This window comes from Micromonospora sp. NPDC004704, from assembly GCF_053601675.1.
Window position 1 is genome coordinate 189,447 of the sequence record NZ_JBSGCD010000002.1, and the last position, 15,169, is coordinate 204,615.

Consider the following 15,169-nt stretch of genomic DNA (forward strand, 5'->3'; position numbering starts at 1 on the left):
GGGGTGGTAGCGAGCTAGCGTGTTCCAGGTGACGGAGATATCCCAGTTGCCGCCCAACCCGCCGGCCGACCTGCCGCGCACGCTCGGAGAGCTGCGCGCGGCGGGTCACCGCTACCGCACCGTGAAGCAGGAACTGCGGGAGAACCTCCTGGCCCGGATGCGAGCCGGCGAGGACCGGTTCCCCGGCATCGTCGGCTACCAGGACACCGTGCTCCCCGAGGTGGAACGCGCCCTGCTCGCCGGCCACGACCTGGTCCTGCTCGGCGAGCGCGGGCAGGGCAAGACCCGGCTGATCCGGGGACTCGTCCAGCTCCTCGACGAGTGGACCCCGGTGCTGCCCGGCTCGGCCCTCAACGAACACCCGATGCAACCGCTGACCCCGGCCGCCCGCCGGCTCGCCGCCGAAGCCGGCGACGACCTGCCGGTGGCCTGGCTGCACCGCTCCCTGCGGTACGGCGAGAAGCTCGCCACCCCGGACACCAGCGTCGGCGACCTGATCGGCGACGTGGACCCGATCCGGATCGCCGAAGGTCGCACCCTCGGTGACCCGGAGACGATCCACTTCGGGTTGGTGCCGCGTACGAACCGGGGCATCTTCGCCGTCAACGAGCTGCCCGACCTGGCCGAACGGATCCAGGTGTCGCTGCTCAACGTGCTCGAGGAACGCGACATCCAGGTACGCGGCTACCAGCTCCGGCTGCCCCTGGACCTGCTCCTGGTGGCCAGCGCCAACCCGGAGGACTACACCAACCGGGGCCGGATCATCACCCCGCTCAAGGACCGGTTCGGCGCCGAGGTCCGTACCCACTACCCGCTCGAACTGGAGCTGGAGCTGGACCTGATCCGGCAGGAGGCGGCCCTGGTCGCCGCCGTACCGGAGCACGTCCTGGAGGTGCTCGCCCGGTTCGCCCGCGCCGTACGCGAGTCGCCGTCGGTGGACCCCCGCTCGGGTGTCTCGGCCCGGTTCGCCATCGCCGCCGCCGAAACCGTGGCCGCCGCCGCACTGCGCCGGGGCAGCCTGCTCGGCGAGGAGGCCGAGGGGACCGGCGCACCGGTCGCCCGGGTCGGGGACGCGGTCTCGGTGACCAGCACCCTGCGGGGCAAGGTCGAGTTCGAGAGCGGCGAGGAGGGGCGCGAGGTGGAGATCCTCGGCCACCTGCTGCGTACCGCCACCGCCGAGACGTTCCGGGACCGGCTCGCCGGGCTGGACCTCTCCGGTTTCATCAACCTGGTCGCCGAGGGCGCGGTGATCGAGACCGGCGAACTGGTCGGCACCGCCGACCTGCTGCGCCAGGTGGGCACCGTACCGGGGCTGGCCAAGGCGCTGGACCGGCTCGGGCTCGGTGACGCGCCCACGCCGGGCGAGGCCGCCGCCGGGATCGAGTTCGTGCTGGAGGGGCTGCACCTGACCCGCCGGCTGGCCAAGGACGTGACCGAGGACGGTCGGACCCGCTACGGCGGGCACAACCCGGAGGGCGGCCGCTCGGCCGGTGGGCGGGGCTAACCGATGAGCCCGACGGACGTACCCGGCGGAAACCGGTTCCGGTACGGCTCCTGGCGCGGTGGCCCGGACCCGCTCGCCCCGCCGTACGACGTGCGTGCCGCGGTTGACTCGGTCGGCGCCGAGGTGCTGGCCGGCGGCAGCCTCCGGGACGCGCTGCGGGCCCTGCTCCGGCAGGGCCCGACGGGCGGCGCCGGCCTGGACGAACTGCTCGCCCGCGCCCGGCGGATGCGCCGTGAGGCGATGCGCCGGGGCAACCTCGACGGCGCGGTCACCCGGGCGCAGGCGCTGCTGGACCAGGCGCTCGCCGCCGAACGCGACGAGCTGCGCGGGCGCGACGACGACGCGGCCCGGTTCGCCGAGGCGGTGCTGGACAACCTGCCGAACTCCACCGCCCGTGCGGTCGAGGAACTGGGCGGTTACCAGTGGACCAGCGACGAGGCCCGGCAGGCGTACCAGCAGATCCTCGACGGGCTGCGCCGGGACGTGTTGGAGCAGCGGTTCTCCGGGCTGCGCGACGCGCTGCGCTCGTCGGCCGCCGACCCGGCCGCCCGGCAGCGGCTGGGCGAGATGATGCACGACCTGAACGACCTGCTCGCCCGGCACGGTCGGGGCGAGGACACCACGGACGCGTTCGCCGAGTTCATGGGCCGGCACGGCGAGTTCTTCCCGGAGCAGCCGGGGTCGACCGACGAGCTGGTGGACGTACTCGCCCGGCGGGCCGCCGCCGGGGAGCGGCTGATGCGGTCGCTGTCCGACCGGCAACGGTCCGAGCTGGCCCAGCTCATGGAGTCGGCGCTCGGCCCCGACCTGGCGGCGGAGATGGCCGCTCTCGACGGCAACCTGCGCGGCCTGCGCCCCGACCTGGCCTGGGAACGGCGCGAGCGGGTCCGGGGCGACCAGCCGCTCGACTACGGCCAGGCGACCGGTGCGCTGTCCGAGATCGCCGAGCTGGACGACCTGCTCGACCAGCTCGGTCAGGAACATCCGGGCGCGACCCTGGACGAGGTGGACGTGGAGGTGGTCCGGCGCAACCTGGGCCGGGACGCCGCCGACGACGTACGCCGGTTGCGTGACCTTGAGCGTGAGCTGCGCCGGCAGGGTTGGGTGACCCGGGGTGCCGACGGCCTGACGTTGAGCCCGAAGGCCCTGCGTCGGCTCGGCGGGACCGCGCTGCGTCGGGTCTTCGCCGACCTGGGGTCGGGCCGGCGCGGGGAACACGACCTGCGCGCGGCCGGCGCGGCCGGCGAGGTCACCGGGGCGTCCAGACCCTGGGAGTACGGCGACGAGCAGCCGCTCGACGTGGTGCGCACGGTCGCCCGCGCGGTACGCCGAGGTGGTGGCGGGGTGCCGGTGGCCCTGGCGGTCGAGGACTTCGAGGTGGTGGAGACCGAGCGGCGCGCCTCGGCAGCGGTGGCGCTCTGTGTCGACCTCTCCTTCTCGATGGTCTCCGAGGGACGCTGGGGCCCGATGAAGCAGACCGCCCTGGCCCTGTCGCACCTGGTGGCGACCAAGTTCCCGCAGGACGCGTTGCAGATCATCGGCTTCGGTCGGGAGGCCGCCGAGCTGTCCCGGGAGGAGTTGGCGGCGGTGGAGCCGGAGATGGTGCAGGGCACCAACCTCCAGCACGCGCTCCGGCTGGCCGGTCGGCACCTGCGCCGGCACGCCGGCAGCGAGCCGGTGGTGCTGGTGGTGACCGACGGGGAACCGACCGCGCACCTGGACCCGGAGGACGGCGTCGGGGTGTTCAACTGGCCGCCGCTGCGGGAGACGATCGAGGCCACCGTGGTCGAGGTCGACGCCCTGACCCGGTACGGCGCCACCATGAACCTCTTCATGCTCGGCGAGGACCCCGGCCTACGCCGGTTCGTCGACGCCGTGGCCAAACGCTCCGGCGGCCGCGTCTTCACCCCCTCCGCCGACGACCTCGGCCAGTACGTCGTATCCGACTACCTCCGCGCCCGCCAAGGCCGCCGCCGCTGACCCTTGCCTCGTCGCCCCCCGCCTCCGTCACCCCCGCCTCGTTGATCTTGCAGTTGTGGTGCCTCGCGAAGTTCGCGAAACGGGGCGGAACGGGGGCCACAACTGCAAGATCGACGGGCTGGGGCGGGGTTAGGGTCGGGGGGTGGAGGCTGAGGGGTTGCGGGGGGCTTATCGGGCGTTGTTTGCCGAGGTTGAGGGGGCGGGGGCGTTTCGTCGGGCGGTTGGGGACGAGTTGAGTGCGGAGCAGTTGCTCGCGCATCTGGTGGCGAACGACGAGCTGCTGATCAACGCCACCGAGGCGGTGCTCGCCGGCTCGCCGTACGCGTACTACGAGTTGGACACCATCCACCAACCACAGCTCGACGAACTCGCGCGCCAGTACGGCGGCCTCGACGGACTGACGAGCCGGTTGCGTACCACCAGCGGGCAACTCTGCGGCCTGACCGAGCGGCTGCTCGACAAGTCCGACACCCTGGTCCAGACCCGGGTACGGGAGGGCGCCCGGCTCGACATCGACGAGGCGCTGCCCTGGGGTCGGGCCCTGGACATCCACGGCCGGATCCACCTGCCCGCCCACACCGACGACCTGCGCGCCCTGCACGCTCCGGCCGCCGGTTGACCGAGCTGTGCGCCCCTACAGCACCTTCAGGATCTCCTTCGCGAGCGGGCCGGACGAGGCGGGGTTCTGACCCGTGTAGAGGTTGCGGTCGCTGACCAGGTAGGGCTCGAAAACAGGGCCACGGGAGTAGTCGGTGGGGAGGTTGCGCACCTCGTCCTCCATGAGCCATCTCGCCTTGTCCCGCAGTTGCACGGCCTCCTCCTCGTCGTTCGTGAATCCGGTGGTCCGGTATCCGACGAACGGCGAGTGTCCGTCGACATCTCGGGTGGCGAGAAGAGCGGCGGGTGCATGGCACACGACGGCGAGGGGCTTACCGGATGCGAGTGCGTCAATGAGGAGCTTCCCGGAGTCGCGGTCATATGCCAGGTCTTCCATCGGGCCGTGTCCGCCGGGATAGTAGATGACGTCGTAGTCGTCGACGCTGACGTCCCTCAGGACGAGGGGATGGCGCAGTTCCTCGGCCTTCTCGATGACTGCCTCTAGTTTGAGCGAATTGTCTTCGCTGCCCGTCATGCTGGGACGCAGGCTCATGGTGTCGACGGTGGGAATGACCCCGCCCGGGGTTGCGACGGTGACCTGGTGGCCCGCCCCGGTGAAGACGCTGTAGGGCGCCACGAATTCTTCAGCCCAGTAACCGGTGGGATGACGGTGGCCGTCCTTCAGTGTCCAGTACTGCGCTCCGGACACCACGAACAAAACTTTTGCCACTGTTTTCGCCTCCTTGAGCTGGTCGGCGGGGGCGGGCCGAAAAACCAGGCAAACGCTTCGGAGATCCTGCTGCACGCCCCCCCTGTCGAAATCGACGTTACCGACCAACCTGGATTGGGGCAGGGTGAATCCATGGTTTGCGGGGATGCGCTCAGCGGGCGTCGGTGACGACGTGTGAGCAGGCGGGGCAGGCGGCCGGGCCCTGTTCGGCGTACCACCGGCAGGTGCGCCGGATCGCGCAGCGGGGGAGCGAGGACTCGTCCGGTACGGCCGTCTCCCGGTACGACTCGACCAGGCGGGCGCCGAGGCCACAGTGTTCACCGGTCCAGAACCCGCAGGACGAGGTGACGCACGGTCCGGCCAGCCGGTACTGCGACTCCGCCGGTCCGGCCGAGTCCGGCAGACCGGACAGGGCCACCTCGGTCGGCATCGCCGGGGTGACGTACGCGACCCGCCCCGCCGGGGTGATCATGCCCAGGAACACCGTGGCGTTGGCCTTCGGTGTACTCGGGCACATCCGCTCCGGCGGGTCCGGCCGTAGGGGGACCTCGGTCACCGTTGGATCCAGAAACCGATATCGTTGATCTTCGTCCCGAGGTCGTCGGCCAGCGGGCCGTCCAGCACCCAGAGGCCGTACCACTCGGGACGGAGCTTGATGTTTCCGTGGCCGATGGTGAGCGGATTGGACAATTTCGCCGAAACGTTGTGCAACGCGTTCAGCCCGGCTTTCTGTATTTCACCGGCGATGCGCGCTTTCTGTGCCTCGTCCAGTTCGACCCCGTCGACGACGAACCGGAATTCGCTACGTGCCATTCCTGCCTCCTCTGACTAGTACGACTCGGTGTCCAATCCGAGCCGCAGGCTTGTCCTGGTGAATGTCGCCCAACCCGCGCGGGAGGCGACGTCGGCCGGCTGCCCGGCCCGGCGCAGCGCCCGGTTGGCGGCGCTGCGCCAGTCGGCGGTGGAGGCGGCCCGGTAACCCCACAGCTCGCGGCACGCCGAGGCGGCGAAGGCGACCTGGTCGGGTGACCCGGTGAAACCTGCGGCGCCGCCGGTGACCCGTACGCCGTCGCCGGTCGGCTCGACGAGCGCGAAGTGGTGGTGCAGGCTGGCCAGGGTGGCCCAGTACGCCCGGTCGGTCCGTCCGGCCGCGAACCCGTCGCGTACCTGGTCGTCACGGCGGTGACGGAGCCCGGTCAGGGTGAACGCGGCACCGGAGGACTCGGTGCGTCCGGCCACCTCCACCGGCTCCTGCCAGTTCGCGGGCGAGTTGGCCGACCAGAACGCCAACCATCCGCCCAGCCGGTCGTGCAGGTCCACCTGGAACGGCCAGGCGGCCAACCCGCCCCCCGGCGAGCGGATGACGGCGGTGGCGATCCGGTCCCGGGTCACGGTGACCGCCGTGGCCCCGGTGCCGGCCGCGGGCGCTTCGGGCGGGGCGCCGAGTGCGGGGGTCGCGCCGGCGACGGTGACCGCGGAGGCGGTTGCCGCGGTCACCAGTAAACCCCGGCGGGAGAACCCGAATGGTGTGTCGCTCATCGTTCACCTTTCCGGTGCGACGACCTTTGCGGTGAGCGTAGCGAGCAAATGATTGTTATCAATACAGTAAACTGTCGTAACTGCGACGTAAATTGGTCGGAAAGCCGGTGGCGTTTCCGGGGCTCCCTGATTCCGGTTCTTTTCTGGCGATGCCGGTCCGGGTGGCCGGCCGGGCTGGAACGCCACTTTCCCTCGGTTAAGTGGCCGAGCGTCTGAAGCAGGTTAATCCGGGCATCCCACCGGGGGCGTGGGAGCGTTCCCATGATCTGGGACGGTCGGTTCGGAACCCCGTTGTGGCGTTACGTTCCTGTTAACCGATGGGAGTAAATATGTTGCGACGTCAATCACTTGGCCGGTTCGGCGCGGCCGCGACCATCGCCGTACTCATGCCGCTCGCCCTCGCCGGGGCACCCGCCGCCGCCCGCGACGACACCCTGACCGGGTCGGCAGCGGCGGTCGGACCGGCCACGATCCAGGCGGCTGCCGTACCGCTGGACCGGCTGACCGTCAGCACCACCCAGGTCGCCTCGGGGCTGCAACGGCCGACCGCGATCTTCGCTCCGGACGACGGCAGCGGCCGGCTGCTGATCACCGAGAAGGTCGGCACCGTACGGGTCTACCACCCGAGCACCGGCCTCGCCGAGGCGCCACTGCTGGACATCACCGACCGGGTCTCCACCGCCGGTAACGAACGCGGTCTGCTCGGCATCGTCACCTCGACCAACTTCGCCACCACCCGGGCCCTGTACGTCGCCTACACCAGCCTGCCGTCCGGCACCCTGACACTGTCCCGGTTCACCCTCGACCAGGCCAACCAGCAGCCGGTACCGGCCGCCCGCGAGCAGATCCTGCTGACCCAGCCGCACGCAGAGTACGGCAACCACAACGGCGGGCAGCTCGCCTTCGGCCCGGACGGTTACCTCTACTGGAGCCTCGGCGACGGCGGCGGCGCGGACGACGTACTCAACAGCGGGCAGAACCTGACCACCCTGCTCGGCAAAATCCTCCGGCTGGACGTGAGCCGGGCCTGCGCGCCGCTGCTGTACTGCGTACCGGCGGGCAACCCGTTCGTCGGCGTGACGAACGCCCGACCGGAGATCTGGGCGTACGGGCTGCGCAACCCGTGGCGGTTCTCGTTCGACCCGGCCGACGGATCGCTCTGGATCGCAGACGTCGGTCAGGGCACCTTCGAGGAGGTCGACCACCTGCCGGCCGGCCGGGCCGGGGCGAACCTCGGCTGGTCCTGCCGGGAGGGCACCCAGGTGTTCAACCAGGCGCGTTGTCCGGCCGGCGCCACCTTCGTCGAACCGGTCTTCACGTACCGCACCTCGGTCGACGGGTGCGCCATCATCGGCGGGCACGTCTACCGGGGCCAGCAGTACGCCGACATCGCGGCCGGAACGTACCTCGCCACCGACTACTGCTCCGGCACCGGCTTCGCGATCCGGCCCGGCGGCGGCACGTACGCCACCCGGGCGCTCGGTGAGCTGACCATCCAGCCGACCACGCTCGGGGTCGATGCGGCCGGGGAGATCTACCTCGCCAACGACCTGCCCGGACAACTGCACAAGGTCGCCTTCGCGGCGCTCCCGCCGCCGGTGGGGTGCACCGTCGGCTACCGGGTGGACTCCCAGTGGGGGACCGGCTTCACCGCCACCCTGACCCTCACCAACACCGGCACCCAGCCGATCAACGGCTGGACGGTCGGCTGGACCTTCCCCGGTACCCAGCGGGCCGGCACGTTCTGGAACTCCAGCGGCAGCCAGCAGGGCGCGGCGGTGACCGCCCGCAACGCCAACTGGAACGGCACCGTGGCACCGGGCGCCTCGGTCACCTTCGGCTTCCTCGGCACCAGCAGCGGCGCCAACCCCCCACCCACCACCTTCACCCTCAACAACACACCCTGCGCCTGACCCGCCCCGCCCCCACCCCCGGCCACTAATACAGAGAAAGAGTGGTTATTCCGCGTCGGATAGCCACTCTTTCTCTGTATTTGCGCGGTCGGGAGGGGGAGGGGTGGAGGAGTGGCGGAAGGTGCGGCGGTAGGTCGTCGGGGCTACGCCGATGCTCTGGTGGAGTTGTTGGCGTAGGGCGGCGGCGGTGCCGAAGCCGGAGCGTTGCGCTACCTGGTCCACCGGGAGGTCGGTGGTTTCCAGTAGCAGGCGGGCGTGGTCGGTGCGGTGCTGCAACAGCCACCGGGCGGGGCTGAGACCGGTCTCGGCCCGGAACCGCCGGGTGAACGTCCGTACGCTCATGCTGGCGTGACCGGCAAGCTGCCGCAGGGTCAGCGGCTCGTGCAGGCGGTGCTGGGCCCACTGACGGGTCGCCGCCGTGCTGGCGTCGGTCGGGTGGGGCACCGGCCGTTCGATGAACTGCGCCTGACCTCCGTCACGCCACGGCGGGACCACGCACCGGCGCGCCGACCGGTTGGCCACCGCGCTGCCGTGGTCGGTGCGGATGACGTGCAGGCAGAGGTCGATGCCGGCGGCCACCCCGGCCGAGGTGAGGACGTTCCCGTCGTCGACGAAGAGGACCCCGGGGTCGAGCCGTACGCTCGGGTGCCGGCGCCGGAACCGTTCCGCGTACGCCCAGTGGGTGGTCGCCGGTCGTCCGTCGAGCAGACCGGCGGCGGCGAGCACGAAGGCGCCGGTGCAGATGGACATGATCCTGGCCCCCCGCTCGTACGCCGCGTTCAGCGCCCGGTGCACCTCCGGATCGAGGATCGCCCGGTCGTCCAGTGACGCCCCGTGTACGCCGGGCACGACCACCGTGTCCGCCCGGTCCAGCAACTCCAGCCCGTGGTCCGGGACGATCTGGAAGCCGGCGCTGCTGCGTACAGGGCGCCCGCCGGGGGTGCAGGTGTCGACGGTGTAGAAGTGCTCGTCCGCGGCGTTGCGGGCGGTGCTGAAGATCTGCGACGGTGTGCCAAGATCCAGGCCGACCACCTGGTCCAGGGCGAGTACGGCGATCCGGTGCGGGCGAGCGGTCATGGCCCGATTGTTGCGCATGATGGCTCTCCGGCCACTCGTCGCCGGGGTGAGTGTGATCGAGACTTCGACCGTGAAGACTCAGCGCCTGTTCCATCCCGCCTGGGCCGTCGCCGCCGTGGCCTTCGTGGCCCTGGTCGGTGCCGCCGGGTTCCGGGCCACGCCGTCGGTCCTGCTGCACCCGCTGCACGAGGAGTTCGGCTGGCCGCTGGCCACCATCTCCGCGGCGGTCTCGGTCAACCTGATCCTCTACGGGCTCACCGCACCGTTCGCCGCCGCGCTGATGGAACGGTTCGGCATCCGCCGGGTGGTGGTCGCCGCCCTGCTCCTGGTTGCCACCGGCAGCGGCCTGACCGTGTTCATGACCGCGAGCTGGCAGCTCATCGCCTGCTGGGGCGTACTGGTTGGGTTGGGGACCGGGTCGATGGCGCTCGCCTTCGTGGCGACGGTGACCGGGCGTTGGTTCGTCAAGCGCCGGGGACTGGTGACCGGGGTGCTCACCGCCGGTGGAGCCGCCGGGCAGCTCGTTTTCCTGCCCGTGCTGGCCAACCTGGTCCAGTCGTACGACTGGAAGGTGGCCGCCCTGGTCGTGTCGGGGGCGGCGCTGCTGGTCGTACCGCTGGTGGTGTTCTTCCTGCGCGAGCATCCGGCGGACCTGGGCCTGCCGTTGTACGGCGGCACCGAGGTCGTCCGCCCGAAGCCGCTGCCCGGCGGCGCGGGAGGTGCGGCGGCGCGGGCACTGTCCGGGTTGCGGACGGCCGCCCGGACCCGGGCATTCTGGCTGCTCGCGGGCGGGTTCGCGATCTGCGGGGCGACCACCAACGGACTGGTCGGGACCCACTTCATCCCGGCCGCGCACGACCACGGGGTGGCCGAGACGACCGCCGCGAGCCTGCTCGCCCTGGTCGGTCTCTTCGACATCGTCGGCACGATCGCGTCCGGTTGGCTGACCGACCGGGTGGACAGCCGGCTGCTCCTGGCCGGTTACTACGCGCTGCGCGGGCTCTCCCTGCTGGTCCTGCCGAGCCTCTTCGTCAACACCACCGGGCCGACCATGCTGGTGTTCATCGTCTTCTACGGGCTCGACTGGGTGGCCACGGTGCCGCCGACGGTCGCCCTGTGCCGGGAGCACTTCGGTGACCGGGGACCGGTGGTGTTCGGCTGGGTGTTCGCCTCGCACCAGGTCGGTGCGGCGATCGCGGCCACCGGTGCCGGCCTGGTCCGGGACCGGCTCGGCGAGTACACCGTGGCCTGGTACGCCGCCGGTGTGCTGGCGCTCGGCGCGGCGGCGCTCTCGCTGATGTTGCGCCGCCGGGAACCGGAGCCGGTGCCGGTGGTCGAACCGGAGCCGGTCACCACCGCCCCGCGCGCCTGGCGGCTGCGTCCCACCGACGTCTAGCGGCGCGGGTCGACCCGGTTACCCGACCCACTGCTGATTGGCGCGGCCGTGGCAGGCCCACTGTTGCAGGGAGGTGTCCGGGCGGGTGAGGGTGTTCTCGGGTACGTCCGCGCAGCGCCCGCTGTTGAGGTTGACCAGCGACACCTGCCCGGTGTCGAGCCCGGCCAGTCGCCACCGCTGCTCGACGGTGCCGTCGCAGACCGCGAAGTGCAGCCGCGCGCCGTCGTCCTTGCTGCCGTCCTTCACCTCCAGGCAGCGTCCGGTCGCGACGTTGACCAGGCCGAACTCGTCACCCACGACGGGGGTGGGGCGCCACTGCTGGGTCAGGTCGCCGGTGCAGACCCGCTGCTGGACCTGGGGCCCGTCCGGGTTGTCGTTCGTGTTGAGCGCGAGGCAGAGCGACGATGCCGCGGAGCGGAAGATCCGGGCGGGGATCTCCGACGGGGTCGGGCTGGGCGGGGGTGCCGGCTCGGTGCTGCCCGCCGCCACGCCGCTCGGCGCGGGCGGTGCGGCGGCGTCGGAGACGGCGGCCGGGGCGGGCACCGCTGCCTGGTCACCGTCGCCGCCACCGGCGAAGAGGCCGGTGGCGAAGAGCACCCCGATCAGTACGCCGACGCCGCCGATCGCGAGCGCGGCCGTCATCAGCCGGTCCCGGCCGGGCCGGGGCGGGGCGGGCGCGCCGTAGACGGTGCCACCCGGCGGTTGTGGTCGTGGCTCGGAGGTGACCATCCCCAGATAGTGACTCAGTCGCCGGGTCCGGGACCAATCGGCCCGCCGCACCCCACCCGGCATTTTCCGGTACGGGTACGGCGCGGCGGGCACGCTCGGTACGGATTCGCCGATCCCCCGGCGGGGTGCCCGGCGATCAGTCGACGACCTGGACGTCCTTCCAGAAGGCGACCCGGTCGCGGATCTGCTCGGCGGCGGGGAGCGGATCGGGGTAGTACCAGACCGCGTCCTGGCTCTCGTTGCCGTCCAGGGCGAGGGAGTAGTAGGAGGCCTGTCCCTTCCAGGGGCAGATGGTGTGAGTGTCGGATTCCCGAATCACGTCGTCGCGCAACGCGCTGCGCGGAAAGTAGTGGTTGCCCTCGACAACCACGGTGTCGGTGCTCTCTGCGATGACCTGGTTGTTCCACATGGCTTTCGGCACGTTTTCCAGCGTATGCCGGTCTGCGCGGGGCGGCCACGGCTAGCGCGATCTTCCCGGAACGGCAAGCCGTTACCCTCTATCGGATCACTGATAGTTACGAGATAATTACTGTATGTGGAACGCGCCAGGTGATCGGGAACTGTTTCTGCAGGTCAGTGGCCCGATGGCGGACAGTGATCGGGCCGACGCTGCCGCCACCACCGCCCTGCTCCGGGAGTTGCGGACCGGGGCAGGGATAGCGGTCGGTCGATCCACGCCCGACCCGGATCCCCGGACCGGTTCCGACCTGCGACCGGACCCCGACCCCGCCACCGGCCGTAAGGCCGGCGAGGCGGTGTCGCTCGCCGAACTCGTCATCACCGGCGCCTTCTCGGCCACCACCCTCGCCGCCCTCACCCAGATCGTGGTCGCCTTCGTCCGGCGGGGCGCCGCCCGGCGGATCGTGCTCCGCGACGGGGACCGGACCCTGACCATCGTCGACCCGTCGGCACGTACCGAGCAGGCGGTCGCGCACTGGCTCACCGCGCCCGACCGGACCGAACCGGCGGTCGACCTCCCCGAGGTGCCCGACACCGTGCAGGTGCCCGAGGTCGGCCCGGTGCCGCAGACGGGTCCGGAGCCGAATGTCCGGGCGGTGCCCGAGCGGGGCGCGCGGCCGGAGGTGAAGGCGGTACCGCAGGCGCGGCGGGATGTCGGGTCCGGTGGCGACTAGATCACCGGCCGGCCGGTACGCGCTGCTGATCGCGACCGGCGAGTACGCCGACCCCTCCCTCGACCGGCTGCGCGCACCGCAGCAGGACGTGGCGCGGTTGGGTGCCGTACTGGCGGATCCGGCGATCGGCAACTTCCACGTGCGTACGCTGCGCGACGCCCCCGAACGGGAGGTACGGGCGGCGATCGAGGACCTGTTGACGGACAGGGTCGACAGCGATCTCGTCCTGCTCTACTTCTCCTGCCACGGGATCGTCGACCCCTACCACCGGCTCTACTTCGCCGCCGCCGACACCGTCCGTACCCGCCCGGCCAGCACGGCCATCTCCCGTTCCTTCGTCAACGAGCAGTTCGAGGCGTGCCGGGCCGCGGCCAAGGTGCTGATCCTCGACTGCTGCTTCGCCGGTGCGTTCGCCGAGGGCTTCAAGGGAGCGCCGCAGGGCGCGCTGGAGTGCCAGGTGGGCCGGGGGTACGTCGTACTCAGCGCCTGCGACAGCTACGAGTACGCGTTCGAGTCCGACGAACTGGTCGCCTCGGCACCCCGTGGCTCGATCTTCACCGACGTACTGATCGAGGGGCTGGTCAGCGGCGCGGCGGACCTCGACCGGGACGGCCTGGTCGGCGTCGACGAGCTGTTCCGTTACGTGCACGACGGGGTGATCCGCCGCCGGCCGGAACAGCAGCCGAAGTACAGCGCCTACAACGCCGAGCCGCACATCTACCTGGCCACCGCCCCGATCACGGGCGGCGCCACCGTCCCGGTGCCGGGCCGACCGGTCGGCGGTGCCCCGAACGGGTCGACCGCCGGACCCGCCCCGACCCTCCACCTGCCGGCCACCTACAACCAGCACCAGGCGATCGTGGCGCGCGGCTTCCGTACGGGTGCGGACCTGATCCGGCGGACCTACGGGCCGTTCGGCCGGCGGATGCTGGTCCAGGACGAGCAGGGCGGGTACCACGAGATGGCGGACGCGGCCGGCATCGTCCGGCTGCTGGCAGGTGGCGACCCCCGCGACGCGCTCGGCACCGGTTACCTGCGGGAACTGGTGGAGGGAATCCGGCACCGGGTCGGCGACGGAGCCACCACCGGCGTGGTCCTCGCCCAGGCCATGCTGGACGGCGCCTCCGCCGCACTCCGGGCCGGCGCCAACCCGGTGGCGCTGCGGCGGGGGATCTCGACCGCCGTACGGGACGTCGCCGTCGAACTCGCCGGCCTCGCGGTGCCGGTACGCACCAGAGCGGAACTGCGGGCGCTGGTGACCATCGCCTCCGGTGACGAACTCGTCGGTGACCTGGTGGCCGAGGCGGTGGACCGGATCGGCCGCGACGGTGTGATCCGGGTCGAGGCGAGCAACCTGTTCGGCCTCGAACTGGAGCTCACCGAGGGGATGAGCCTGCGGGCCGGGCACGTGTCACCGGCTTTCGTGACCGACGAGGAGGAGGCGGAGGCGGTGCTCGACGAGCCGTACGTGCTCCTCGTCGACGAGCGGATCGGTACCGCCGAGGAGTTGCTGCGGTTGCTGGGTGCGGTGGAGCGGGAGGGTCGGCCGCTGGCGGTGTTCGCGCCCGAGATCCGTGACCCGGCGCTGGCCGCGCTGGTCCTGGCGAAGGCCCGGCAGGTGCTCAGCCCGGTCGCGGTGACCCTGCCCTGGCCGGCCGGTCAACGCCGGAACGCGCTGGCGGAACTGGCCGCGCTCACCGGCGCGACGGTGCTCGGGGGCGAGTCGGCCGTGCGTCTCGCCGACGCGACCCTGGCCGAGTTGGGCCGGGCCCGGCGGGTGGTCACCACCCGGAGCGAGTCGGTGGTCCTGGCCGGGGTCGACGACCCGGACCCGATCGTCCGCCGCTACCAGCGGCTGCGGACCGCGCGGACCCGTGCCGATCCGCGCCGCAACGACCCCCGGGCGGACGGCAGGCGGCGGGCCGAGTCGCGGTACGGCGAGCCGCTGCGGGTGTCGGCGGAGCGGCTGTCCCGGGTGGCCGGCGGGGTGGCGGTGATCAAGGTGGGCGAGGTGACCCCGGAGCAGCAGCGGGTCCGGCGGCGCCAGATCGACGACGCGGTACGCAACGCCAAGGCTGCGGTGGAGTGGGGACTGGTCGCCGGCGGCGGTGCGGCGCTGCTCGGGGTGCACACCCGGCTCACCGGTCGGCGTACCGCACCGGTGCCGAGGCAGCGGGGAGACGACGAGGGGCTCGGGTACGCGGTAGTCGTCGACGCGTTGCCGGCGCCGTTCGAGGAGTTGCTGCGCAGCGCCGGGCGCGACCCGGACGGGGTGCCCGAGGACCTGTGGTACCGGGGGCCGGGGGTCACCTTCGACCTGGTCAGCGGGAGGTACGTGGTGGCGCGGGACGCCGGCATCGTGGACGCCGCAGCGACCGTACGCGAGGCGGTGAGCGCCGCCGCGAGCGTGGTGACCCGCTACCTCATGCTCGGCTGAGCCGTGCCGTACCGGGCTGCGGTGGCCGGCACCGGTTGCCCGGTGCCGGCCACCGCCCGTGCTGCGACGTGGTGCCGACGTGCAGCAGGTCATCGGGTGCGAAATTGCGGCAGTGCGACGCTGGTAGGCGCGCA

14 protein-coding genes are annotated in these 15,169 nt (G+C 71.8%); 7 read left to right on the top strand and 7 right to left on the bottom strand.

Annotated features, from left to right (window positions below):
• Window positions 1-28: 28 nt before the first annotated feature.
• From ACWEFB_RS03110 to ACWEFB_RS03120, 3 genes are all read left to right on the top strand, one after another.
• A complete protein-coding gene (locus tag ACWEFB_RS03110; RefSeq protein WP_452281688.1) occupies window positions 29-1,504 on the top strand; it encodes a sigma 54-interacting transcriptional regulator in 1,476 nt (491 codons plus the stop codon).
• Between the two features lie 3 nt (window positions 1,505-1,507).
• Window positions 1,508-3,484 (top strand): vWA domain-containing protein, encoded by a 1,977-nt coding sequence (locus ACWEFB_RS03115; protein ID WP_452281690.1) that lies wholly within the window; start codon window positions 1,508-1,510, stop codon window positions 3,482-3,484.
• 142 nt (window positions 3,485-3,626) lie between these two features.
• Complete coding sequence (locus tag ACWEFB_RS03120; RefSeq protein WP_452281692.1) at window positions 3,627-4,103, top strand: hypothetical protein; 477 nt, start codon at window positions 3,627-3,629, stop codon at window positions 4,101-4,103.
• A gap of 15 nt (window positions 4,104-4,118) precedes the next feature.
• Here ACWEFB_RS03120 and ACWEFB_RS03125 read toward each other — a convergent pair whose 3' ends face one another.
• The 4 genes from ACWEFB_RS03125 to ACWEFB_RS03140 all read right to left on the bottom strand — a co-directional run bounded on the left by ACWEFB_RS03125 (window position 4,119) and on the right by ACWEFB_RS03140 (window position 6,350).
• Entirely contained in the window at window positions 4,119-4,811 is a 693-nt protein-coding gene (locus ACWEFB_RS03125) for a type 1 glutamine amidotransferase domain-containing protein (protein ID WP_452282106.1), read from the bottom strand.
• Window positions 4,812-4,962: 151 nt separating this feature from the next.
• A complete protein-coding gene (locus ACWEFB_RS03130) occupies window positions 4,963-5,367 on the bottom strand; it encodes a hypothetical protein (RefSeq protein ID WP_452281694.1) in 405 nt (134 codons plus the stop codon).
• Window positions 5,364-5,624, bottom strand: coding sequence for a hypothetical protein (locus ACWEFB_RS03135; protein ID WP_326560793.1), 261 nt, complete (start codon window positions 5,622-5,624; stop codon window positions 5,364-5,366). Before ACWEFB_RS03135 ends, ACWEFB_RS03130 begins: the two co-directional genes overlap by 4 nt.
• Before the next feature lie 15 nt (window positions 5,625-5,639).
• Window positions 5,640-6,350: a hypothetical protein gene (locus tag ACWEFB_RS03140; protein WP_452281696.1), complete on the bottom strand. Its 711-nt coding sequence runs from the start codon at window positions 6,348-6,350 to the stop codon at window positions 5,640-5,642.
• A gap of 329 nt (window positions 6,351-6,679) precedes the next feature.
• Here ACWEFB_RS03140 and ACWEFB_RS03145 point away from each other — a divergent pair, with 329 nt between their 5' ends.
• A complete protein-coding gene (locus ACWEFB_RS03145) occupies window positions 6,680-8,263 on the top strand; it encodes a PQQ-dependent sugar dehydrogenase (protein WP_452281698.1) in 1,584 nt (527 codons plus the stop codon).
• A 45-nt stretch (window positions 8,264-8,308) separates the two neighbouring features.
• Here ACWEFB_RS03145 and ACWEFB_RS03150 read toward each other — a convergent pair whose 3' ends face one another.
• Window positions 8,309-9,358 (bottom strand): GlxA family transcriptional regulator, encoded by a 1,050-nt coding sequence (locus ACWEFB_RS03150; protein ID WP_452281700.1) that lies wholly within the window; start codon window positions 9,356-9,358, stop codon window positions 8,309-8,311.
• Between the two features lies 1 nt (window position 9,359).
• Here ACWEFB_RS03150 and ACWEFB_RS03155 point away from each other — a divergent pair, with 1 nt between their 5' ends.
• Window positions 9,360-10,736, top strand: coding sequence for an MFS transporter (locus ACWEFB_RS03155; RefSeq protein WP_452281702.1), 1,377 nt, complete (start codon window positions 9,360-9,362; stop codon window positions 10,734-10,736).
• A gap of 18 nt (window positions 10,737-10,754) precedes the next feature.
• Here the strand turns inward: ACWEFB_RS03155 and ACWEFB_RS03160 are convergent, their stop codons facing one another.
• Together ACWEFB_RS03160 and ACWEFB_RS03165 are read right to left on the bottom strand one after the other, a co-directional pair.
• Window positions 10,755-11,465 carry an RICIN domain-containing protein gene (locus ACWEFB_RS03160; RefSeq protein ID WP_452281704.1) on the bottom strand — a complete coding sequence of 237 codons (711 nt, stop codon included), beginning with the start codon at window positions 11,463-11,465 and terminating at the stop codon, window positions 10,755-10,757.
• Window positions 11,466-11,601: 136 nt separating this feature from the next.
• The gene (locus ACWEFB_RS03165; RefSeq protein ID WP_452281706.1) at window positions 11,602-11,886 is read right to left on the bottom strand and encodes a DUF427 domain-containing protein; all 285 of its coding nucleotides are present in this window, start codon (window positions 11,884-11,886) and stop codon (window positions 11,602-11,604) included.
• Between the two features lie 163 nt (window positions 11,887-12,049).
• On the opposite strand from ACWEFB_RS03165, the gene ACWEFB_RS03170 reads away from it, so the two are divergent.
• Window positions 12,050-12,598 (top strand): hypothetical protein, encoded by a 549-nt coding sequence (locus ACWEFB_RS03170; RefSeq protein WP_452281708.1) that lies wholly within the window; start codon window positions 12,050-12,052, stop codon window positions 12,596-12,598.
• Window positions 12,576-15,035 carry a chaperonin GroEL gene (gene groEL / locus ACWEFB_RS03175; RefSeq protein ID WP_452281710.1) on the top strand — a complete coding sequence of 820 codons (2,460 nt, stop codon included), beginning with the start codon at window positions 12,576-12,578 and terminating at the stop codon, window positions 15,033-15,035. Before ACWEFB_RS03170 ends, groEL begins: the two co-directional genes overlap by 23 nt.
• Window positions 15,036-15,169: the final 134 nt, after the last annotated feature.

What these genes read in the sequence shown, in the direction of transcription:
- ACWEFB_RS03115 (WP_452281690.1), top strand. Translation starts at nt 1,508, where the DNA reads ATGAGCCCGACGGACGTACCCGGCGGAAACCGGTTCCGGTACGGCTCC.
- ACWEFB_RS03135 (WP_326560793.1), bottom strand. Translation starts at nt 5,624, where the DNA reads ATGGCACGTAGCGAATTCCGGTTCGTCGTCGACGGGGTCGAACTGGAC.
- ACWEFB_RS03140 (WP_452281696.1), bottom strand. Translation starts at nt 6,350, where the DNA reads ATGAGCGACACACCATTCGGGTTCTCCCGCCGGGGTTTACTGGTGACC.
- ACWEFB_RS03145 (WP_452281698.1), top strand. Translation starts at nt 6,680, where the DNA reads ATGTTGCGACGTCAATCACTTGGCCGGTTCGGCGCGGCCGCGACCATC.
- ACWEFB_RS03150 (WP_452281700.1), bottom strand. Translation starts at nt 9,358, where the DNA reads ATGCGCAACAATCGGGCCATGACCGCTCGCCCGCACCGGATCGCCGTA.
- ACWEFB_RS03155 (WP_452281702.1), top strand. Translation starts at nt 9,360, where the DNA reads ATGGCTCTCCGGCCACTCGTCGCCGGGGTGAGTGTGATCGAGACTTCG.
- ACWEFB_RS03160 (WP_452281704.1), bottom strand. Translation starts at nt 11,465, where the DNA reads ATGGTCACCTCCGAGCCACGACCACAACCGCCGGGTGGCACCGTCTAC.
- ACWEFB_RS03170 (WP_452281708.1), top strand. Translation starts at nt 12,050, where the DNA reads ATGGCGGACAGTGATCGGGCCGACGCTGCCGCCACCACCGCCCTGCTC.
- groEL (WP_452281710.1), top strand. Translation starts at nt 12,576, where the DNA reads ATGTCGGGTCCGGTGGCGACTAGATCACCGGCCGGCCGGTACGCGCTG.